The sequence below is a fragment of the Mycoplasmopsis iners ATCC 19705 genome, from assembly GCF_000701805.1.
Lineage (GTDB): Bacteria > Bacillota_I > Bacilli_A > Mycoplasmatales > Metamycoplasmataceae > Mycoplasmopsis > Mycoplasmopsis iners.
In genome coordinates this window covers 20849-43698 of the sequence record NZ_JNJW01000004.1, presented here as the reverse complement: position 1 = coordinate 43698, position 22850 = coordinate 20849, and the positions used below count along the sequence as shown (strand labels likewise).

The following is a 22850-nucleotide window of genomic DNA, read 5'->3' as shown; positions in this document are numbered from 1 at the left end:
TACTCAATTTACAAACTTAAAAAGTTCTATGAAGATAATGGCGAAATTCAAAAAGTAACTATGAATATGTTTATAGATGCCTTAAAACTTATAACAATAACAACTAAAACTGTAAATGGTAAAGTTGTTGGCGAAATTATTAATAATTTAGATCCAAACCATTACGAATTAAACAAAATATATAAAGATTTTTCATTTGTTATAGAAAATCTATCATTGTAATTAAAAATAACAAAAAAACGAAAGCGCCTTATTTATAGGTGTTTTCGTTTTTTAGCCCTTTTTAACTTGGAAACTCAGGAATTTAAGGTTGAAATTAGCAGATGAATTAAAGACACTAAAAAACAAGAATTGAACCTTTCAGTTGATGGTGTTTGAAAAGATGAAAATAACTTTTTATTAATTGAAAGATGAAGTTCTGCTCAAGACTATGATAATTTTATTAACTCAGATGACAATAAAGCAAGCTGAAATGTTGTGAAAAAATTTATTGAAAGCAAACCTTTAATTTTTAAATACGAAACAATCTTTTAGTAAGACTAATATAACAACACCTTTTGGTGTTTTTTATTTCCACGTTGTAATTTGCTTAAATGACTAAACTAGCTTTTTTATAGTGGTTTTAATATTTTTTTAATTAGTTAATTACAATGATAGAAAGGCATATAAATCATAATTTTTGAATTTAAAAATCCGGGACTATTTAATCGTTCCCCGGATTTTTTAATTTTTTATTCTTTTTTAGGTTCTTCTAATTCTTTATCGGTTTCTTCAGTGTTTTTTACTTCTTCAGATAACAATTCATCTAAAGAATAAGATTTGCTTTCTAATTTTACATCCTCTTTCTTAGGAGGTAATTGAAGGTGTTTAGCAATGTATTCAATTTCTTCAGCAACAATTGTTTCTTTTTGCAATAAAGCAGTTTTAATTAATTCTAATAATTCTCTATTTTCATTAATTGTTTCGATTGCTTTTTCTTGTGCTTCTAAAATTATTTTTCTAACTTCTTTATCAATTTCATGACCGATTTGGTTTGAAAATGATGAAGATTTCATGTAATCACGTCCTAAGAATGGTGAACTTTCGTCTTTTTCAAATTGAATAGGGCCTAATGAAGACATACCTCATTCTGTAACCATTCTTCTAGCAATTTTGGTTGCTTTAGAAATATCGTCGCTTGCGCCTGTTGAAACGTTGTTCTCACCATAAATAATTGTTTCAGCAGCTCTACCACCCATAAAACCAGTAATCATTGCTATTAATTCTTGTTTTGAAGCATTGTATTTTTCTTCTTCAGGAGTCATTAAATTATATCCTCCTGCTTGACCACGCGGAATAATTGTGATTTTTTGTACTTTGTTTCCACCTGGAACTTTAATACCAATAACAGCGTGACCAGCTTCGTGGTAAGCGACCATTGTTAATTCTTCTTTGGTTATAACTCTATTCTTTTTAGCTGGACCAGACATTACACGGTCAATTGCTTCATCTATGTCTTCTAATGAAATAATGTTTTGGTTAGCTCTAACTGCTAATAATGAAGCTTCATTAATAACATTTTCTAATTGAGCACCTGAAAAACCAGGGGTTCTCTTAGCAACTTTACCAAGATCAACGTTTGGTGCTAATCTTTTGCCTTTTGAGCGTAATTCAAGAATTTCTTCTCTTTCTTTAACATCAGGTAAGCCAACTGTAATAGTTCTGTCAAATCTACCTGGACGAGTTAAAGCAGGGTCTAAAACATCTGTTCTGTTTGTAGCAGCAAAGAATAGAATTCCGCTGTTTTCTTTCATACCGTCCATTTCAACAAGTAATTGGTTTAATGTTTGTTCTCTTTCATCATTTCCACCACCAATACCTGCTCCTCTGGTTCTACCAACAGCATCTAATTCATCAATGAAAATTATTGCTGGGGCATTTTTTCTAGCTTCTTCAACAACAGATCTAACTCTTTTAGCACCTAAACCAACAAACATTTCGACAAAGTTTGAAGCAGATATGAAGAAAAATGGTACGTTTGCTTCACCAGCAGTTGCTTTTGCTAATAAAGTTTTACCTGTTCCTGGAGGACCACCTAATAAAATACCACGAGGCATTCTTGCTCCGGCGCTTTCGTATTTCTTAGGATTTTTTAAGTAATCAACTATTTCTGAAATTTCTTCAATAGCTTCTTTATTACCTGCTATATCTTTGAAAGTTTTATCGCTTTTTATTTTTTTAGCTGGGTTTTTATCATCACCAACTGTGCCACTCATCATATTCATATTTCTTTTCATCATGCTTCTGTATAAAAGATACATTAGAACAAAGAAAATTAATGTTGGGATTAATGAAATAATTATGCTTTTGAATGTTGATTGTTCTTGAACAGGAAGCGGAATATTGATAATGCTGTGGGTGTTTCCACCTTTGTCAGATGCTGCTTTTTGTAAAACAGTTAGATAAGACGTGTTTTCGCTTCAACCTTCAACTCATGAACTTACTAATCCTTTAGTTGTTGTTCAACCACCTATTGCATCAGTTGAATTGATTAATGTTGCTCATCTGCGACCAATATTCGCTTGTTGAATTACAAAACTATTCCCATCTACATAAGTATAAGAAATAGTTCCTAAATAATCATCTATCTTGATGTCTTTGATATATTTTGAATCATTTGTTATTGCATTGTATAGATTGGTTTCAAATGTATTTTGATCTACTACTATTACACCTGATGAAAATCTTTGAACTATAAAATAAATCAAAATACCAATTATTAACGCAAGAAATGCAATTGTTCAAAATAAGGTTATTCTTTTGCTTTTTTGGCTATTTTCCATTTTTTCCTTTCTTTTTATTAATATTGATATTATAAAGAAAACTAATATTAATAAAAAATAAACTATATTAATAGTTTACCTTTTTCTTTGAATAAATATAAACCGTCTTTTAATTTATATTTTGATGTTCTGTTTTGTGATTGTACAAAATCAATTAGGGAATTTAATTTTCCATCTGTTATATTAATGTTAAGAAAATTATTATGAATAAGTTTATATAAAACTTCTTTTTTGTAGGTTAATTGGTCAAAAAATTCTTGTGAATAAACTGCTTTTTTTCAGCTTGCTAATTCTTTATCAACTCTTTTTTCTTTTACAGAATTGTTTTTGTTTATTTTTTTAAAACTATTTAATAAAACTTCCTTTTCTTTAAAGGTTAAAGACAATAAATTGTTTCTAATTTTGTTTCTAGCATAATCATCTGAATGATTTGTGTAATCAAGCATAAAATCAATTCCATATTTAGAACATTTGCTTAATATTTGATTCTTATAGTATTTAAACAAAAAAGGGCGATAAATATTCATATCTAATAATTTATTTTTTTGACGAATTCCATAATGAAATAGGGATTTTGAAGCATTTTTTTGTAACATTGCTGTTTCTAAAAAATCATCTTTATGATGGGCTAAAAGCAATAAATTCGCATTATATTTTTGATAAATGTCTTTAAAAAACAAATATCTATCTAGTCTTGCTTGATTTTCAAAATTTGTGTTTTTGTATCTTAAATCATTTAAAGAATCGACCGATTTATACTCAAAAACAACACTATTGTTTTCGCAAAATTGTTTCACTAATAAATTGTCTTTTTCAGAATCAATTCTTAGATTGTAATTCATCGAACAAACAATAATTTTTGCTTTTTTAAACTTTTTTATAGCTCAATAAAGCAAAAACATAGAGTCTGGTCCACCACTAACTGCTAAAACTAATGTTTTTCTTTTTTCTATTAACATTGAATTTGTCCATTACTGTTTTTATATCATTAAAACCAAAAGAAACTGCGGCTTCAGCAGCTAAATTAATTACTTCACTTAAAACTGGTAATTCGTTTTGTTTAAAATTTGATAATACATAGTCTTTAAGGGGCAATGTTTCGCTTTTACCAATTCCTATTCTCATTTTTTTAAATTCATTACTACTTAATTGTGTTCTGATACTTTCAACACCATTATGACCTGCTGAAGATCCTCCGATTTTTATTGCTGCTTGCCCTAAATCAAAATCTTTGTCGTCATAAATAACCATAATATCACTTGGATCTATTTTATAAAAATTACTTAATACTTGAACAAAATAACCTGAGTTATTCATATAAGTTTCTGGTTTAGCAATAATTAAATCATCAGCTAATACAAATTTACCATTGAATTTTTCTTTATTTAAAGACAAGTTCAAATTTTTTAAAATTTTATCTACTACTAAAAAACCAACATTGTGTCTTGTGAATTCATATTGTTTACCTGGGTTGCCTAATCCTACGATCAATTTCATCTTAAGCCTTTCTTTGATTAATTAAATCTAACATCGAAGTTTTTATGTATTTATTATTATTTTTATTATATATTTTTTCACTATATAAAGAAAAATTGCCAATTATAGTTAAGTTTTCTTTTGCTCTTGAGGTAGCTGTATATATTAATTTATTATTAAGCATATGTAAAAAATCTGAAAAAACTGTAAAAATAACTGAATCGGTTTCAGATCCTTGGAATTTATGAATTGTTATAGCATAAGCTAATCTTAAATTTTCTTTAACTTCATTTAATTCATATTCGACTGTTTTATAGTCAAAATCAACAATTGCTTTACTATTTTTTACACCTTTGAAAAAGCCAATTTCACCATTGTAAACGTCTTTTTGATAATCGTTAACTATTTGAATTAGTTTATCTCCTATATAAATTGGTTTATTTTCAAATAATAAGTCAAAAGGCTTATCTTGTATTTCTTCGTTATTCAATCTGCTTTTTTGAATTATTTCATTTATGCTTTTAACATAATTATTCATAGGAGTAAGAATTATTACATTATCTATTCCAAATTTTTTTGTTCTCTCAGAAAACAATTGTGTAATTTTATTCATTAATTCATCTTTTTTAATTTCAAAAAAATTAACTGAATTAGTTCCTAAATCAACAAGTGAATTGTTTTTTATACCTATGAAGTGATTAGCTATTTCTTGTTTATCGGTTCTAAATATTTCATCCAACTCAGTTGAATTAAAATAATTAGATTTCATTAATTCATCAAGCATATTCCCAGGACCAATACATGGTAGTTGATATCAATCGCCGACTAAAATCATTTTTTCTATGTTTGGACACATTTTTATTAAAAAATGAAATAAGTCAATATTAACCATTGAAAATTCATCAATTATGATTACTTTAGTATTAGTTTTAGGAGAATTATCAACCGATTTTATTTTTTCTGTTTTTTCTAATTTAAGAAAACTGTGAATTGTTCTTGCTTTTAAACCTTTTTTAATTAAGTTAGAAGCAGCTCTTCCAGTAGGAGTTAAGATTTCAATTTCACTTTCTTTGTAAATTTTTTCATTTATTAAATAATCATAAATCCCACTAATTACATAAGATTTACCTGTACCAGGGTAGCCTGAAATTATAGAAATTGAATTATTAATTGCTTTTAAAAAAGCTTCTTCTTGTTTTTTTGATCATTTATTTGATTTATAAACTTCAGTAATATTGTTTGAATTTCTTTGTTTTAAATCTATTAAAAAATCAACTATCTCTTTTTCCTTATAATACATTTTCATAGATGAAAAAGTCAAATCTGATTCAAAAAAAATCAATTCTTTTTCATCAAATAATTTCTGAATATTTTCTTCTAATAAATTTAAATCTAAACAGAAATATTTTGATACAAAAGCATGAATTTCGTTTATGTTATATTGAATACGTGTGTTGTTGGATAAATATTGTTTTGATAAATAATAAAAAATTATTCCTTTAATTATTCAAAAGATTTTTTTGTTGTCTAAGATGTCTGAATAAAGCAATTGTGCAAATAAATGAACCTGATTAAAATCTAAATCATATTCTATAAAAAGGTCATAAACATTTTGGTTTTTAAATATTTCTAAAAAATCAATTTGCCCATATAGTTCAACTAATTTATTGTGGAGCAGAGATAAATTGTTATTAACAAAAAAAGAAAAATTTTGGTCATTTAATTTTAAAATTATCTGTTCTAAATCTTCACTTATCTGTTGTCCAAATAAATCAATGTAATAATTATGATTTTTTGCTTCATCAATTCAATTTTGACCATAGGTTTTTTTAACTTTTTCTATTTTTTTAACACCTAAACCTTTTACATTTTCAATAATTATTTTTTCTATTTCTTCATTTTTCGGTTCAGAAACAGATAATTTTTCAATTCTATAAGTTCTTCTCTCTTCGTCAAAGATGGTTTCAATTTCATAAAAAGTATTTAGATCAATAACATTTTTAGTTAAATAAACAAAAATTTCCTTATTTTTGTTAGTTTTAAATTTTGCAAAAGTATAAGCTCAATCTAAACTTTCGCCACCTTTAATTATTTGAATAAATCTTCCTTTAAACGAATTGTTTGTTTCTTTATTTTTATAATCTTTTGAGTTCATAAAATTATTATAATGAAATATTTTTTTATTAAATTTATTAACAGTTTTTTATTAGTTTTTATGGAGTTATCAACATAGTTAAAAAAATACAATTGTGGATAACTGTGGAAATCTATTTAATATCTATTTTAAAGGCTTTTTAGTAAAAATAACAATGTGGATAAGTGCTAAAAAACTTGTCTTTTTTTTTAATTATTATTGGTTTTTATTCTTTATATTATTATTAATTTATGACAAAAAACACAGACGATAAAATCACAGAAAAATCAAATTTAATAGCATTAACAAAATCTTTGCTTGAATCGATTAAAATAAACATTCAAGACAATTTAATTTTTAAAAAATATTTGTCTCTTTTTCAAATTGTAAAAATAGAAAAAAATATTGTTTATATTTTCACGAATCAGTCTAATAAAACAGCTAAATCAATTATTGATAAATATGATGAAATAATTAAATTAGCAATTACTGAAACATTAGGAATGAATTATTCATTCAAGCTTTATTGAAAAGAAAATATTAAAACAAAATCTGTTAATTTACAAACAGAAAAAGAACAAAAAAATGTTGTTGAAGGTATTGAAGTCAAAAAAAATTTTTCATTTGAAAATTATGTTGAAGGTGATTTTAATAAATATGCAATTGTTTTAGCTAAAAGAATAGCTACCGGTGATACAGAGTATGTTCCAGCATTCATTTATGGAAAATCAGGGTTAGGTAAAACTCACTTATTGCACGCTATTGCTAATGAAGCTAAAAAGAATAATTTGTCATATAAAATAATTAATCCGAGTGTTTTTACAACTGAAATTTCATTATTACTTCAAGAAAATAATCAAGCTAAATTAAAAAAAATGAGAAATGAATTTAATTCAGTAGACATTATTATGTTTGATGATTTTCAAATATTAGGTCAAGGCAATAAAAAAGGAACAACAGGCATTGTTTTTAATATATTAGATCAAAGAAACAGCGATAAAAAAATGACTGTTTTTGCTTCAGATAGACCTTTAGAATTATTAAAAAATAGTTTTGATGACAGAATGATTTCTAGAATAGAACAAGGCATTCCAATGGAAATAACTGATCCAACCCAATCTGATTTATATAAATTAACTAAATTTATTATTGAACAAGAAAAAATGAATCCAGAAGGTTGAGATGATGAAAGTATCAAATTTATAACAAGAAACTTCGCTAAAAATGTGAGGGAATTGCAAAAAGCAATAAATGTAATTAAGTTTCATAAACAAGAAGTTGACAAAAAATTAAATTCAAAATATACTTTAATAACTGTAAAAAATATTTTATCTTCTATTCAAAAGAACAAAGAAAGTATTACACCTGAAAAAATTATTGATTATGTTTCTAAATATTACAAAGTACCTAAAAAAGATATTATTGGTAAAAACAGAACAAAAGATGTTGTTTTAGCTAGAAATATAGCAATAAGAATAATAAAAGAACAGCTAAAATTTTCATTAGAAAAAATTGGTTCAATTTTCGGTAATAGAGACCATACAACAATATTAAATTCACTTGAAAAAATTGAAAAATTGCTAGAAGATGAAGATCAAAACTTAAAAAGAACTATATCTCAAATTAGCGATGATATATACAGATTAAATTAGGAGACTTATGAAATTTATTATTAAAAAAAGAATTTTTGATGAAGCTGTTGAATTAGTTTCAAGATATACTGATCTTATTAATGTTTCATACGGATTAAGATGTATATTATTTGAAGTAACAGAAGAAAAAATTACAATGAAAGCTTCAGATGGTTTTGTAAATATTATTAAATCATTGGATGTTAATGAAGAACAAATTAATGTTGTTGAAGAAGGAAGTTTTTTAATCAATGCTTCATTATTTAAAAATTCTGTTAAAAAAATGTCAGGAGATATAACAATAACAGATGAAACAGGCCAAATTCAAATTTCTTGTTCAGAACTTAAATATAATTTAGCACCAAGCCCAATCAATATTTTTCAAGGTTTTGAAGAAATTTATGGCGAAAAGAAAATTGAAATTAGTACAAGTATATTTAAAGATGCAGTTAAATCAGTTGGCTTCGCTGTTTCTAATGAAGACTACACATTAAAATGTATTAATTTTAACTTCCACGATAGTACAATCGATGTTACAGCAACAGATAGGTATAGATTGGCTAGATATTCAATTAAAACAAATACTTTGTTTGATAAACAATTTGATATTTCAGTTTTAGCTTCAAGTGTTAAAGAATTAATTCCTGCAGGTTGTCCTGAAAAAGCAATTTTATTTTTTAACAATACTAAATTTGGAATCGAGTATAAAAACACTAAAATCACAGCAAGAATTACAGATGTAACTTATCCAAAAATTGATCATCTATTTGATACAACTGAGATTAAACATGTTGTAAAAATTAAAAAAGAAACATTAGTTGATTTATTAAACAAAGCTTTTGTAATCACTATTCCAGGCTATAAAAAAGTTAATTTACACTTCAATAAATCAGAACTAAAAGTTTCTACTATTATTCCGGAAATCGGTCAATCATTAGCAATTAGCCATGAAATTGAATATGAAGGTCAAAAAAATCTTTCATTAGATGTTGATTATAACTATATTAAAGATGCTTTAAATGTTTATTCAGATGAAGTTGTTCTTTTAATGGATGAAAAACCTTCAAAAATCTTGATCTTTTCTAAATCAAAAGAAAATGCAAAACAAATACTTTCACCAACAAGAGGTTAAGAAATGAATATTATAAAAATAAAAGATGATTTCATAACTCTTGGTCAATTTCTTAAAAAAGCTAGAATAATAGATACAGGCGGACAGGCAAAATATTTTTTATTAATGAGTGATGTTAAAAACAACGATAGAAAACCAAATGGCAGAAATGCTAAGGTTTATGTAAACGACGTTGTTTGAGTGGATAATATTTTATATCAAGTTGTTAAAGAAGATTAAAGAGTTAGATTTATTTCTGACTTTTTTATTTTTATTTAAAGGGTTAGAATTAATATCCTATGTATGTAATTTAAAAGATCTAAAAAACATATTAAGCTATTTTATAGTATTATTGGAAAATTTGCACTTTGTAACTTGGAAAGAAAATCAACAAAGAGACATAAAAAAAGACCAGAAAAAACTCTGATCTTTTAAATATTAATTTATAGAAGTTCAATACCTTCTTTTTTACAATTTTCAATTATTTCATCAGATCAAACTCCAACTTGAACTTCTCCAATATGTTTTTTTTCTAATAAAAACATAGAGAGTCTACTTTGTCCAATACCACCACCAATAGTTAATGGTAGAGAATTGTTAATAATATCTCTATGATATTGGCCAAAGAATTTCTGATCTTTATTATCGAATTCAGCTTGTTTAATTAATGATTCGTCATTAACTCTTATTCCCATTGAAGATATTTCTAAAGCTTTATTATTAACATAATCATAAACTATTAAATCTCCATTTAGATTTCAATCGTCATAGTCAAAAGCTCTTGAAGACTGTTTTTTACCATCTTTTAATGGATATCCTATTTGATAAACAAAGAAAGCTTTAACTTCTTTAGCGAATTCTGTTTCTCTTTCTTCAGGAGATAAATTAGGATATTTTTCTAAAAGTTCTGCTGAACTAATAAAAGTAATTTCCTCAGGTAATTTTTTAGTTAAACTAGGGAAGTTAAAAATTAATTGATGTTCAACAAATCTAATTGTTTTATAGATCTTTTTAACAACTGATTGTAAGAAATTTAAATTCCTATCAGTTGAAGAAATAATCATTTCTCAGTCTCATTGATCAACATAATAAGAGTGAAGGTAATCTATATTTTCTTGTTGTCTAATAGCATTCATATCTGTTCAGATGCCTTCGTGAAGACTAAAATGATATTTTCTTAATGCTTCTCTTTTTCACTTAGCCAATGAATGAACTATTTCAAGACGATCATCTATTTGTTCTGGTTTAAATGAAACAGGTTCTTCGCCAGATAAACCGTCATTAATTTTTAAATTTGATCTTACGAATAATGGAGCAGATACACGAACTAAATTTAGTGCTTTACTTAGGTTTTTAATAAAGCTAAATTTTAATTCTTGAATTGCTAATTGTGTTTCTTTAATATTTAATTTTGATTTATACATTTTGGTGTTTTTCTTTTCTTGAACGTCTCATTCTAATCATTAATGATAATTGTGATGAGTAAATAATTAATGATAATGTTTGGAATACTATAGGTGATAATAATGAAGCTAATGGATCTCCATTAATTATTGCAAAGGTGAAGTAAAGAATTCAGCCAATGTTGTTAATTACAAATAACATAACCATACCAATTGACATACTTCCAAAGTTTTTGGTTTCAAAACCTTTTAAAATTTGTGGTAAGAAAGCAAATGTGGTTAATAATGGAACAATTAAACCAGCAACATTTTGGCCAGCATCGTTGAATGAGCCAATTACACCGTAAAGGCCTAAAATAGATAAAACAACAACTACTGCATTTACAGTTAATGTTGAAATTAAGATGTATAAAGCAGCTTTAATTCTTTTGCCTCATGAATCTTTATATAAGAAGTAAAGCACTACTGAATAGATGAAAACACAAATTGTGTTAGCATAAACAGAAGCACCAAGTTTAGCTGTACCAAAACCACCTAAAATAATTCAGCCTAATAGACCAGCATAGAATAATCAAAACGAATAAAATTTTGTATCTCTATGGGTTTTTTTAGCTTTTATTGAATGGATTAATTGTGGGATAGCTAATGAAAGTGTAATGCAAAATACAGCAAGACTTAATATAAGTAGAATTACTGGTATTGCACTACCGTTGTTAGTAATACCGAAAAATTTGTACATATTTTTTCCTTTTATTATTTATTTATAAATAAAGATGGTTAAAAACCTTTCAAATTATATTCTCTTTTACAAATTTATAAGTGTAAAAAAGGTGTTTATAACTAGAGGAAATAAAAAAATGGCGATTTGCCATTTCTATTAGACAGCTACTTTGCTAAGGAATTTACGACGGTATCATGCTGTTTTCTTAATTCAGTGAATCAATAATGTTTGGAAAATTGTTCATATACTTGTAAAGATTCAGTAGATTTGGATACCAGCGGTAAACATAACTGTAAAAATTAGGAACACAATAAGCATAATATTTTGTGTTTTGTTTGATTTTTTGATTGCTTTTGCTTCTTCAATTGTAATTCTTTGTTTTAATCTTCTTCTGTTTAATAAACGAGGTAGAAGTTGAGAAAGAATTTGAGTAGCAATTGCAGCTATTAATAATCCTAAATATTGTCATTGACCTTCGTAAATCAGATTTCTTCAAGAAGTAGCAGAGAAGTCCATCCCCAATCAATGTGTTGATTTAAGCGATGGAACACTTTGAATAACCCTTCACATAGCTATAAAGATAGGAAGAGCAATAAGAGTACTCATTAAAGTATCAAGCGGGTTAATGCCATGCTTTTTGTAAAGTTGTTGAATTTCTTGTTGTTGTCTTGCTTTCATTTGCTTATTGTTTTTAAATTCAGCATATTTAGCATCAATTTTTGCTTTCTTTTGTTTCAATTCTTCTTGACGAGATTGACTAATTGTAGCTTTTCAAGTAAATGCTAAAGCAATAAGACGAGTGATAAGCACAGCAACAATAATAGCAAGAATTGTTGTTCAACCAGCAGCATCTGGTAAAGGATTTCTAATACCAGCTGTTACAATAGCCATTGGATAAGCTAATAAAGCGAAGAATGGACCTAATTCTCAAGCACCTTTTCATGAATAAATAGCTTTTTGTGGAATATCACTTTGATAAGCCATTTTACTTAAATCACTTGATCTTTGGCCTGCTTGATAATCATCATTAATTACATTTGTGTAAATTGTTTTTCCATTTTGATCAACTGCATCAACTATTTCACCATCAGCATTTTTAGCTTTTAAAGGAATGTTGTTTGAATTTTCAACACCTAAATAGTCAACATTTTTAAGATATGAATTTAATACTTGTTCATATTTGATTAAAGCATGTAATTCGCTAGGAGTAAAAGTTCAATCTAAACTACGTCTTGTAGCGGAAGTTGTTATACCTCTCATAATGTTTTGGTATTTTTCAATGAAATTTGCTCCATTGATAAATTCGTTGTTTTTAAACGCTTCATCATAATATGAGTTTTCTGAAGGATTTAAGAATGTTTCACGATATAAGAATTCTAAAACATCTCTGTTGTATGCTAAGTTTGCTTGATCAGCCGAGAAAGTATTTTTTACTTGAACCGTTCTAGCTTCAGCTATAACATATTTTTCTTGAGTTGATTTCTTTGTTGAATTGTTTCAATATTCACCTTTGATTGAGTATAAATCATCATTATCGGTAATTAATTTATAACCTGTAATATTACCGTTTCCATCCTTTACAGGAGTAAAGAAGTTAGCAATACTAAATGAAGGATTTAAGAATTGAATGCTTGATAATTGATCACCATAAATTGATGAATAGCTCTTTGTTGAAGCTGCTTTGAATAAATACTTACCGTTTTGAGAAAGAATTGGGCTTTGTGTTGAATAAGCACCATTTTTTAAAACGTATTGAATACTTGATGAATATGAAGCATATTTACCATATTCACCACCATTTTCGGTTGTTTGAGTCTGAATAGCTTTTAAAGTTTCACTATTATCTCTACTTGATAAAAGGAAGTTTCTTTCTTTATCTAGTTTTAATTCATAGAATTGACCATCTTTTAAGTATGTATCATCTTTTGGTTTGCTACCAGCAATAAATGTTGATACAGACGGCGCAATGTCATTTTTGTTTAAGTAGAACTCAGTTCCAGCACCTGAATATGATGATGTTTTAACAACCATAGATTGAATACATCCGGTCATAGTAACACCAAAAATAAAAGTATATAAAACTACTTTTATTCAAAATCAAATTCTTTTTAGTACATTCTTTCTTTGATTTTCTTCATTACCTTTTTTGGTAAAGTAATCAAAGTTTTTTGATCTGTTGTTATCTTTCATATTTAATTTTTTCGAATAACTTTCTTGTTGTTTCTAATTTAACTGCAAAATTTTGATTTAAAAACTCTTTACGAAGAATTAAAACAAAGTCATATTTTAAGTCATATAAATTTAAAGAATGAACAATTGATTTCAATTGTCTTTTGTAATAATTCCGGTAAACAGCATTGCAAAATTTCTTAGGAACGGTAATTCCAATTCTAAAATTATCGCTAGGTTTGTAATAAACAATCAAATACTTGTTTATTAATTGTTGCTTGGTTTTGATTACTGAATCAAACTCTCAGCTTTTTTGTAAACGATAAATTTTTTTCATATTAGAACCAAAAATTATTTGCTATCTGAAACAGTTAATCTTTTTCTACCTTTAGCTCTTCTGGCTGCTAAAACTTTTCTACCGTTAGCTGTTGCCATTCTTGCTCTAAAACCATGAGTTTTAGTGTGTTTTCTTTTGTTTGGTTGATATGTTCTTAAGCTCATTTTTTCCTCCTTAAATTTTGATTTGCATATGTAAACATTTAAGCTATTTTCAGGGCTAAAATGCTTTATTAATTATATATTATTAAGTATAAATTAAGTTCGCTAAGTTCAAAATAATTTTAAAAAACTGTTTTTGGTCTAAAAATGCTTTTTTATAGTGTAAAAAGTGAATTTTGCCAAAAATTAAAAAAATTAAAGATTTAAATAAATGTTTATTAAATAAACAAAAGTAAATATAATTTGAATTAAAAATAAATCAATTAAAAGAAGGTGAAATTTATGCTAAATTTAAAACTTTTATTAGAAAAAGAACAAGAAATTAGAGAATTGTTTAAAACCAGAAAAGTCGATTTTAACTCTTTAGATAGGCTTTATGAAATTGCTAAATTACGTGGTAACAAAATGTTTGAATCACAACAAAAAAAGGCGGAATTAGGCAAATTAAGTAAAAAATTCGCTGAATTAAAAAATCAACCAGAAGAATTAAATAAATTAAAAAACACCTTAGCAAATCTTAAAAAAGAATACATTCAATTAGACAAGGAAGCTAGTGAATTAGAAAATGAAGTTCATGAAATTTTGATTAGAATTCCTAATTTACCTTTAGAAGAAGTTCCTTTGGGTGATGATGATACACAAAACAAAGTTCTAAATGTTCATGACAAATTAGGTAGAGGCTTGGTTGTTAAAAATATTAAACCGCATTATGAAATAGCCTATGAATTAGGTGTTTTTGACACAGAAAGAGCAGTTAAATTATCTGGTTCACGTTTTGTAATTTACAAAGGTCAAGGAGCAAAATTAGTAAGAGCCTTGAAAAACTTTTTACTTGATTTACATTCAAAAAACAATTATGAAGAATTAGATGTTCCTGTTTTAGTTAAACCTGAAATTTTGTTTGGAACAGGTCAATTGCCTAAATTTAAAGACGATTTATTTTATTTAGATAAAGAAAACTTATACTTAATCCCAACAGCCGAAGTTCCAGTTACTAATTACTTTAATAATGAAATTATTAATTTAAGCAAACCTTACCGTTTCACAGCATTTACAGAGTGCTTTAGATCAGAAGCGGGGAGTGGTGGCAAAGACACCAAAGGTATTATTAGATTGCATCAATTTAAAAAAGTTGAATTAGTCAAAATAGCTAGTGAAAAAGACGCTTTGGGCGAATTTGAACAAATGTTGAGCCAAGCTAAATTAGTTTTAGAAGAACTAGAATTGCCATATAGAGAATTATTATTATGCCGTGGTGATTTAGGTTTTTCAGCAAGAAAAACAATTGACTTAGAAGTATGATTGCCTTCAGAAATTAAGTTTAGAGAAATAAGCTCAGCATCATATATGGGTGATTTCCAAGCTAGAAGAGCAATGATTAGATACAAAGAAAATGATGAAGTTAAATATGCTCACACAATGAATGCTTCTGGTTTAGCAATTGATAGATTAGTTGCTGCAATTTTAGAAAATTATCAAAATGAAGATGGAACAGTAAGTGTGCCAACTAAGTTAATTCCTTATATGAATGGAGTAGAAAAACTTACAAAAGCAGAATAAACTCTGCTTTTTATTTTGCTTAAAAAGATTTATTTATAGGCAAATAAATAAAAAATAATGCCCTAGCATTATTTATCAATATTTTTAAGAATTTTAAATTCGAAAGTGATTGGAACTTTTCTGCCGTTTGATTCCATTTCAACTTCAGCTTCTCTTTTTTGATTATTTAATGAAATAATTCTACCTGTTTCACCTTTAAAAGGACCTGAAGTAATTTCAACAATATCATCTTTGAAAAAGTCATCTTCGAAAATTCCAGCTTCAAAATCAGCGATATATTTCTTTTCTTTTTCAAAACTTTTCTTAATTTCTCTTAAAGAAACAGGAGTAGGTTTAGCACCTTTTCCAGAAGAACCAATTAACCCAGTTACATATTGAGTGTTCCGAATAACAAATCAAGCTTTATCTGTCATATCCATGTGAATAAAAATATAACCGTTGTAAATGTTGATATATTTTACTTTATATGGTTCGCCATTTAATCTTTTCTTTAATTCGTTTTGAGAAATAGTAGGCTTTTTGAAAATTTTAAATGCACCATCTTCAGTTGCATTCATATCAAAAGAATCTTGAACTTGTTCGCTAACTATTCTGTTTTTTAAAGATTCAACAACGTTATCTTCTTTTCCGCTAACAGTACTAATCATGTATCATGAGAATTTTTTATCCATAATTTCTCCTTAATTTATTTAATATTCATACCCTTTCACATAAGTGAAAAAACAGTAGCAATTATCAATACAACACTTACAAAAATGCTTGAAAAAATCACAACTTGAAAGAAAGAAGATCAATTTTTCTTGCTTGATGGTCATCTAACTCTTTTTATTTCTTTAACGAAACGTCTAATTAAAAACTTTTTAGGTTTTTTGATTTTTTTCTCTTTGTTTTTATTCTTCTTCATTTTTATTTTTCCTGTTTGTGTAAAGTATGTTCCCTACATTTAGGACAAAACTTTTTAATTTGTATTCTTTCAGTGCTTGTTGCGCTTTTGTTAGTAACATAATTTAATGCATAACAATTTGAACAACTTAATGTAACTTTTCTTTTTTCCATGTTTGTATTATACCTTTTTCTATTTAAAAAAGACCATCCGGTCTTTTCTTAATATATTTATTATATTAATAATTAAAATATAATGAAACTTTATTTTTGAATTTTTCTTTTCAAATATTAATTTTTTGCGTTGAATAAATTTTATCTTTTTTAGCTATGAAAAAGGCATTTTGGATTAATTTTAAATCTTGAGAATTAAGCAACTTTTTAAAATTAATTAAATCTATTTGTTCGTTTTCTTGATGAATTTTCTTTTCTGCAGTTTCATCAATTAAAGAAACAATTGAAGCAGAATCTAAACAAAGCGAATCACTTTGTCTCTTTTTAGCAGACCAATAACGGATTAAGTTTTTACAATAATAAGCACAATAATTAACCAAAAAAGAACTAAATTTACAACGAACTAAATCAGGTTGATATTTTTTAACAATATTTTTCAAATTACCTAAAAAACTATTAAAAACATCATCAAAAGTTAAAGGAATAAATTTATTAGTTCTTAACTCTTCATGGATAACCTTTTTAATTAAAATTTCATATTTGAGTAAAACTATTTTAATTAAGTCTTTTTGGGAACAATTATTTAAAAAATTCTTTAAGGCTTCATTATCTTTATTTATTAAAATTTCATTTAATAACTTTAATTTTTTGAGCAATCTATTCCTTAGTAAATTTATGAAGCAAAATTCCGGTTGCTACAGAAACATTTAAAGACTGAACTGTACCTTTTTGTTCAATATGAACAATTTGGTCAGCTTCTCTTAAAACAGGAATTGATACGCCATCTCCTTCATTACCAACTACTAAAACGCTTGGATTGTTAAATTCTATTTCATCCAATGAAACTGAATTTTGTTCTAAAGCAGTTACATAAATTCAATAGCCATTTTTTCTCAATCTATTTAGTGATGCAGCAATATTGTTAACTTTAATTATTTTTACACCAACAAAACCGCCAGAAGAGATTTTTAAAACAGTAGAAGTTATACCAACTGATCTTTCTTTAGGAATAATAATGTGTTTTATACCGAAAGCATTAGCGGTTCTAATAATTGCGCCAAAATTATGTGGATCATTAATGTGGTCTAATACAAGAACTCTATTTGGCTTTTCATTTTCTATTGTTTTAAGTTCATAAATAGGAAAATCTTTCAAAATGGCAATAACACCTTGATGATTTTCGTTTGAATAGGCATCAAAGAATGTTTTATCTTTAAATTCAATTTTGCAACCAAAAGTTTTGATTTTGTGTGTAAAAGAATTATCTGAATTCAGAAGTATTACTTTTTCAATCGGCATTTTGTGTTTAAGAGCATCTAAAACACTGTTTCTTCCACACACATATAATTTTTGCATTTTATTATTTATTTTTTTGTCCATTATTTCCTTTTTTAGATTAAGTGTTTTTCCATTAAAATTGCTCTAATTTTATCTGCTTGTTCAAATTCTTTTTTACCTATGAAATAGGTTCATTGGTTAAATAATTCAATTGAATCTTTGTATTGATCAAATTCAGTTAGTTCTTTGTGGATTGTTGATAAAACAGCAAAGATTATTTTTAAATATTTAGCATCAGCTGTTTTATTAAAATCTTTAATCAACGAATTCAATAAGAAATTATATTTAGCAAAATCTTGTTCAGAAAGTGATTTCATTATTTCTTTAAATTCAATTGATTCTTTGTCAATTGTGTGATTTTGGTTGCTTGTGTAATATTTAAAAATTAATTTTTTGTATTTATGTTCAATTGATTGCATGTTTGAGATTAATTCATCTGTTACATTAATTGGAGCAGTAATTTTTGAACTTAAAATAATTAATTTCAGAACAGTTGAGCCATATTTTTCAATAAAATCAGAAGCTAAAATGATATTTCCTAATGATTTAGACATCTTAATGCCATCTAAATTAATTTGGCCAGTTCTTAATCATTGGTTTGCTAAAGGTTTGTCATAAATTGCCCTATTTTGAATGTTTTCATTTTCATGATGTGGGAACGTTAAATCCATACCGCCGCCATGAAAATCTACACCCAAGTCACCAAAATGTTTTGCAATTAATGCACTACATTCTGTGTGTCATCCAGGTCTACCTAAACCAAAAGGAGAATCATATTTAACACCCTTGGTAGTTTTTTTTCATAAAGCAAAATCAGCTTTGAAGTGTTTGCTATAGTCTAAATCATCACTGAATTCCATATTATTTAAATTTTGTTTTGAGACTTCCCCATAGTACTTTTCGTTCTTTTTAACATCGAATCAAACATTGCCCTCATCATCAAAATAAGCACTTTGCTTTTGTCGCATTTTTTGAATGTATTCAATTATTAAATTTAAGTTGTCAGTGACTTTTTCAATATGAGTAATTGTGTCAACATTTAATAAATTAAGTAATTCAAGATATTTTTGTGTATAGAACTCGCTTATTTCTTTTTCAGTTTTGTTTTCAGCAATGGCTTTGTTGATAATTTTGTCATCAATGTCCGTAATGTTGTGGATGAATGTGAAATTAGTACCCAGTTCCCTAAAACCCTTTAAAATAAAGTCATAAGTTAAAATCGGCCTCATATTCCCAATATGAACAAAGTTGTAGACTGTTGGCCCACAAACATAAACTTTTAAATCATTTTTTTGCATTTTTTCCTCTTTTTTATGGCTTTTATCTATAAATATTACTTTATAAACTTATTATAAATAAAAAAATGCCCAAAAAATCATTTTAAGGTATAATAAAGCCAGTTATCTATTTTAAAAGGAAAAATATGGAGAAAAAATTCTTTATGATTTCTAGATTTGTTACCAAGATGAATTTCTGAATTGGAATTCAATACTTTTCTACTACAAACTAGTGTGTTATAAAGGTTTTTTATTTTATGTAAAGGCTACAAAAATATGCTAGTAATAGCATATTTTTTATTACGATAACTACTATTTGAAAGGAGAATTATGAGTAAAAAGAAGTTCAACTTCAGGACTCTTGTATGACCTAAATATGCTCTGTCTGCCGGCTTGTTAATAGCAGCAGCAGGTATTACTTTAGGTTCATTGTATGCTTATTCAAACAATTCAGATGAAAAGAGAGGTAAAACCAACCCTGTTAGTTCATCAATGTTTAAAAATGTTTTTGTTAAAGACTTAAAAGATGTTAAGGCAAATTTCGTTTCTTTAGACAAAACTCAAGATTTAGCTCAATATGACTTTAATACTGACGAAGTTAAAGTTGGTAATAAAGTTTATAAAGCTGAAGATTATTTAACTAAGTTTTATAACCAAAATCACTATATTCCAGTATTGAACATTAAATATGGTTCATTTAACTTCTATAATGAATATGTTTCAGCAGTTAGACCAAAAGAATTCTTTAAATTTACAAAGTGGTTCATGACTAATGTTTCATGAGGACCCGAAATTATTACTTTAAAATCATTCTCAATTGTTAAAGGTGTTGAAATGAAAGGTAATAGTATTACTTTAGGTGCGCATGCTAACACAAATAAAGAATATACAACTATTACTTTCTATCCAGATGCATTCTTTGGTTCATTGCCTATTTATTCAACATTGGGTGGTGAAGGAAATGCGTCAGATTCTTTAGTTTATCAATTGAACCAAAACCTATTAACTTACAATGATGTTACAGGATTCTTAAACAATGTTTCTCAATACAACGCTTTAGCCAATGTTTCATCAAAAACTTTAAGTACATACTTCTTTAGAAATGTAATTGATATTAGACAATTAATTAAGAGAAAAGTTTATGTGCTTAAAAAACAAAATTGAGCTGAAAAATTATCTGCTCAAGCAATTAATGAAATTGAAAAAGCAAGACTTGCTATTGACAACCCTTATTTATTGTTAGTTGATGGTGCTAATTTAGAAGAAGCAAAACAAAACTTACAAAAGAAAATTGCTGAATATTCAGAATTTGACAAATATGGCTTATTTAAAGACATAGATGTTAATAATTTAGAAGAAAAAACAATTATTTATGCAACAATTAATCCAAACGAAGCAGTTGATAGAGATGAAATTTTTGATAGATATCTTAATTTAACCTTTGATGATGGTTCAGAATTTAAAGTGTTTAAATCATTCAAAGACATTGAATATAAGGCTAAAACAGCTAATGCATATTCAATTAAAGATGAAAGCACAATTGAATCAATTGAAAAAGGTTTCAAAGAAGCACAAAACAGAATTTACAATTTAAAGAATGCTTACCAAGATGGAATTGATAAAGTCGCTCGTAAATTCGCTTTATCAATTGACAATTTAGAAAAAGGTAAAGAAACTTATTTAGAAATTTTAAGTTTAGAAAACAATACTGAAATTAGCGCAGAAGAAAAAGAAACTCAATTAAATGAATTAAATGCTAAATTAAACGAATACTTTAAAGCAATTGCTAATGAAGCATCACAAGTTAATGATTTAAAAGATTTAATCAAATACCAAAATGCCTATAACAATAGCGAATTAGTCAAAAACTTAAACAGTGTTTCACCTGATTTATCATATGTGGAACAAATGGAATTAGCAAATAAATACAATGAATTACATCATGATTACAATGAGAAATTACAAAAAATAATATCACCAATTTTGGATGGTGTTGTCTTTACTTCAACCTCATATGCCCCTTACACATATTATGTAGAAGATTTAGCATTTTTACCTAACCAATTAATTTCAATTGAATCATTACAAAAAGAATCAAAAGAAGCTCAACTAAGCTGAAGAGATTTATATAACATTAATGGTTTTCTTGAAAGTAAAAGAGATGATTTAACTGATACATCATCAACTCAATTCTATTTATATGCTAAAGAATTAAGCTCACTTGAAGAAGAATATAACAAAAAACATGCTAATTCGGCTTTCAAATTCGAATTCTCTAAATTACAAAAAGAATTGTTAGAGATCAATGAAAAAAGTAGAGAAATAACAGCTAAAAGATCAGAACATGAAAATATTGCTATAGGCAGCAGTCAAGAAGGTCAAAAAAGCATTGCTCAATTATTGGCCCCATTATTTGTTGCTAATCCAGACTTACCAAAAGGTTATTTACCATTAGGTTACAATGAATTAGGTCCAAATAAATTACCTTTTGCTTTCTTTGCTACAATGGCTTATGAAAATCTAAAAGAATATTTAGAATTGCTTTACAATGGTAATCCATTAGCTGAAAATGAAAATGACAAAGCAGGTTTCAAAAACTACTATGATGCAAATGTTAAAACAGCTCTTGAAACTTATGCAACTCAAATTGCTGAAATCAGAGAATTAGAAGCCAAAAGAAGAGAGTATGCTAGATTGTCTGAAGAATCTGAAAACAATACAGAACTTACTTTAAATTTAGCTTACTATGGAGCACAATCAGCTTATAAAATAGTTGAATTAGACAAATTATTAACAGCTAATAACTTGCCAACTTATAGTCAATTAAATAAAGCAGATGAACTAAATACAGCAATTCAAAAAGCATTAGAATTAGTTGATCAAATGATAGCTGACAGACAAAATTATATAAATATCAGCGCCGAATCATTTGTTGCAAGTATGGATGCGCGTTTTGTTAATTTCAAAGTCAATTTCTTGCTTAAATCACCTTCATTCAGCGATGAACAAATTCTTGAAGCGTACAATGCAGTAATTGCTGAATACGAAAAAGAAAGAGCAAGTGTTTTAGAAGAATTTAAAGAAAAAGTTGCTAAAGTTGAACTCGAATGATACAAACAACGTTCGAAAGAAACCTTATTAAAAATTAAATATGCTAAATATGGTGAAGCCTTTACAAGTAAAAAGTCTAAACAAGATTATGAAAATGAAAAAACTCGTTTAGAAGAACAAATTCAAGAAGCTGAAACCGCTTTAGAAAGCGCAAAAACAGAAGTAGCTGAAAAAGTTGCAGCTTTAAACACAACATTAGAATCAATTACTGTTGATAATTCAAATGTAAAAGTTAAACTTGAAGAAATTTACAATTCACAAGTTGGTTTAATTGACCAAATTCCTAATAAAATAGACGAATACATCACAAATTCAAATGCCAAAATTTCTCAGTTAGCACAAGAAGTTGAGCAATTAAAGGCTGAATATCAAGAGCTAACTAATGAACAAGATAAGATTACTAAACTTAATGAAATTAGTAGAAAAACTATTGAATTAAGATCGCTTTATGTAAGTTTTGTTTTAGCAGAACAATTTAAAGATTTATTTAAAGGTGCTATTAAACAATAATACACAGACATAAAAGCAGATGCAGATAACAAT

21 protein-coding genes and 1 pseudogene are annotated in these 22850 nt (G+C 26.8%); 7 read left to right on the top strand and 15 right to left on the bottom strand.

Going from position 1 to position 22850, the window contains the following annotated elements:
- Nucleotides 1–222, top strand: a pseudogene (locus T395_RS0101665) (IS1634-like element ISMsy1 family transposase); the annotation flags it as partial.
- 66 nt (nt 223–288) lie between these two features.
- Nucleotides 289–534 (top strand): putative quinol monooxygenase, encoded by a 246-nt coding sequence (locus T395_RS03380; RefSeq protein WP_036458388.1) that lies wholly within the window; start codon nt 289–291, stop codon nt 532–534.
- Nucleotides 535–731: 197 nt separating this feature from the next.
- On the opposite strand, the gene ftsH is transcribed toward T395_RS03380, so the two are convergent.
- From ftsH to T395_RS0101640, 4 genes are all read right to left on the bottom strand, one after another.
- Complete coding sequence (gene ftsH, locus T395_RS0101655) at nt 732–2822, bottom strand: ATP-dependent zinc metalloprotease FtsH (protein WP_029512772.1); 2091 nt, start codon at nt 2820–2822, stop codon at nt 732–734.
- 62 nt (nt 2823–2884) lie between these two features.
- Nucleotides 2885–3781 (bottom strand): tRNA lysidine(34) synthetase TilS, encoded by an 897-nt coding sequence (gene tilS, locus T395_RS0101650; protein WP_029512771.1) that lies wholly within the window; start codon nt 3779–3781, stop codon nt 2885–2887.
- On the bottom strand, nt 3741–4319 hold the full coding sequence (pth, locus tag T395_RS0101645) for an aminoacyl-tRNA hydrolase (protein WP_029512770.1): 579 nt from the start codon (nt 4317–4319) through the stop codon (nt 3741–3743). The genes tilS and pth overlap by 41 nt, the downstream gene beginning before the upstream one ends.
- Nucleotide 4320: 1 nt before the next feature.
- Nucleotides 4321–6453: an ATP-dependent DNA helicase gene (locus T395_RS0101640; protein WP_029512769.1), complete on the bottom strand. Its 2133-nt coding sequence runs from the start codon at nt 6451–6453 to the stop codon at nt 4321–4323.
- Between the two features lie 230 nt (nt 6454–6683).
- On the opposite strand from T395_RS0101640, the gene dnaA reads away from it, so the two are divergent.
- From dnaA to T395_RS0101625, 3 genes are read left to right on the top strand one after another with little or no spacing between them, the layout of a single operon-like run.
- Nucleotides 6684–8084 carry a chromosomal replication initiator protein DnaA gene (gene dnaA, locus T395_RS0101635; RefSeq protein ID WP_029512768.1) on the top strand — a complete coding sequence of 467 codons (1401 nt, stop codon included), beginning with the start codon at nt 6684–6686 and terminating at the stop codon, nt 8082–8084.
- Between the two features lie 7 nt (nt 8085–8091).
- Nucleotides 8092–9195 carry a DNA polymerase III subunit beta gene (locus T395_RS0101630; protein WP_029512767.1) on the top strand — a complete coding sequence of 368 codons (1104 nt, stop codon included), beginning with the start codon at nt 8092–8094 and terminating at the stop codon, nt 9193–9195.
- A gap of 3 nt (nt 9196–9198) precedes the next feature.
- Entirely contained in the window at nt 9199–9414 is a 216-nt protein-coding gene (locus T395_RS0101625) for an RNA-binding S4 domain-containing protein (protein ID WP_029512766.1), read from the top strand.
- Nucleotides 9415–9617: 203 nt separating this feature from the next.
- Here T395_RS0101625 and T395_RS0101620 read toward each other — a convergent pair whose 3' ends face one another.
- The 5 genes from T395_RS0101620 to rpmH form a co-directional block, all read right to left on the bottom strand.
- Nucleotides 9618–10598 (bottom strand): aspartate--ammonia ligase, encoded by a 981-nt coding sequence (locus tag T395_RS0101620; RefSeq protein WP_029512765.1) that lies wholly within the window; start codon nt 10596–10598, stop codon nt 9618–9620.
- Nucleotides 10591–11316, bottom strand: coding sequence for a PQ-loop domain-containing transporter (locus T395_RS0101615; RefSeq protein ID WP_051617797.1), 726 nt, complete (start codon nt 11314–11316; stop codon nt 10591–10593). Before T395_RS0101615 ends, T395_RS0101620 begins: the two co-directional genes overlap by 8 nt.
- Nucleotides 11317–11454: 138 nt before the next feature.
- A complete protein-coding gene (gene yidC / locus T395_RS0101610; RefSeq protein ID WP_051617795.1) occupies nt 11455–13488 on the bottom strand; it encodes a membrane protein insertase YidC in 2034 nt (677 codons plus the stop codon).
- Nucleotides 13478–13804: a ribonuclease P protein component gene (gene rnpA / locus T395_RS0101605; protein WP_029512762.1), complete on the bottom strand. Its 327-nt coding sequence runs from the start codon at nt 13802–13804 to the stop codon at nt 13478–13480. Before rnpA ends, yidC begins: the two co-directional genes overlap by 11 nt.
- Before the next feature lie 14 nt (nt 13805–13818).
- Nucleotides 13819–13968: a 50S ribosomal protein L34 gene (gene rpmH / locus T395_RS0101600; RefSeq protein ID WP_029512761.1), complete on the bottom strand. Its 150-nt coding sequence runs from the start codon at nt 13966–13968 to the stop codon at nt 13819–13821.
- Nucleotides 13969–14247: 279 nt separating this feature from the next.
- Between rpmH and serS the strand changes: the two genes are divergently transcribed.
- The gene (serS, locus tag T395_RS0101595) at nt 14248–15525 is read left to right on the top strand and encodes a serine--tRNA ligase (protein WP_029512760.1); all 1278 of its coding nucleotides are present in this window, start codon (nt 14248–14250) and stop codon (nt 15523–15525) included.
- 68 nt (nt 15526–15593) lie between these two features.
- Here the strand turns inward: serS and nusG are convergent, their stop codons facing one another.
- From nusG to T395_RS0101565, 6 genes are all read right to left on the bottom strand, one after another.
- Nucleotides 15594–16196 (bottom strand): transcription termination/antitermination protein NusG, encoded by a 603-nt coding sequence (gene nusG / locus T395_RS0101590; RefSeq protein WP_029512759.1) that lies wholly within the window; start codon nt 16194–16196, stop codon nt 15594–15596.
- 14 nt (nt 16197–16210) lie between these two features.
- Nucleotides 16211–16429 carry a preprotein translocase subunit SecE gene (gene secE / locus T395_RS0101585; protein WP_029512758.1) on the bottom strand — a complete coding sequence of 73 codons (219 nt, stop codon included), beginning with the start codon at nt 16427–16429 and terminating at the stop codon, nt 16211–16213.
- A gap of 2 nt (nt 16430–16431) precedes the next feature.
- The gene (gene rpmG / locus T395_RS03580) at nt 16432–16581 is read right to left on the bottom strand and encodes a 50S ribosomal protein L33 (RefSeq protein WP_084273306.1); all 150 of its coding nucleotides are present in this window, start codon (nt 16579–16581) and stop codon (nt 16432–16434) included.
- A gap of 65 nt (nt 16582–16646) precedes the next feature.
- The gene (locus T395_RS0101575; RefSeq protein WP_029512757.1) at nt 16647–17237 is read right to left on the bottom strand and encodes a hypothetical protein; all 591 of its coding nucleotides are present in this window, start codon (nt 17235–17237) and stop codon (nt 16647–16649) included.
- Nucleotide 17238: 1 nt separating this feature from the next.
- Entirely contained in the window at nt 17239–17937 is a 699-nt protein-coding gene (rlmB, locus tag T395_RS0101570; protein WP_029512756.1) for a 23S rRNA (guanosine(2251)-2'-O)-methyltransferase RlmB, read from the bottom strand.
- 35 nt (nt 17938–17972) lie between these two features.
- On the bottom strand, nt 17973–19217 hold the full coding sequence (locus T395_RS0101565; protein WP_029512755.1) for a class I tRNA ligase family protein: 1245 nt from the start codon (nt 19215–19217) through the stop codon (nt 17973–17975).
- Between the two features lie 309 nt (nt 19218–19526).
- Here T395_RS0101565 and T395_RS0101560 point away from each other — a divergent pair, with 309 nt between their 5' ends.
- Nucleotides 19527–22817, top strand: a complete 3291-nt coding sequence (locus T395_RS0101560; protein ID WP_029512754.1) for a PDxFFG protein — start codon at nt 19527–19529, stop codon at nt 22815–22817.
- Nucleotides 22818–22850 lie beyond the last annotated feature (33 nt).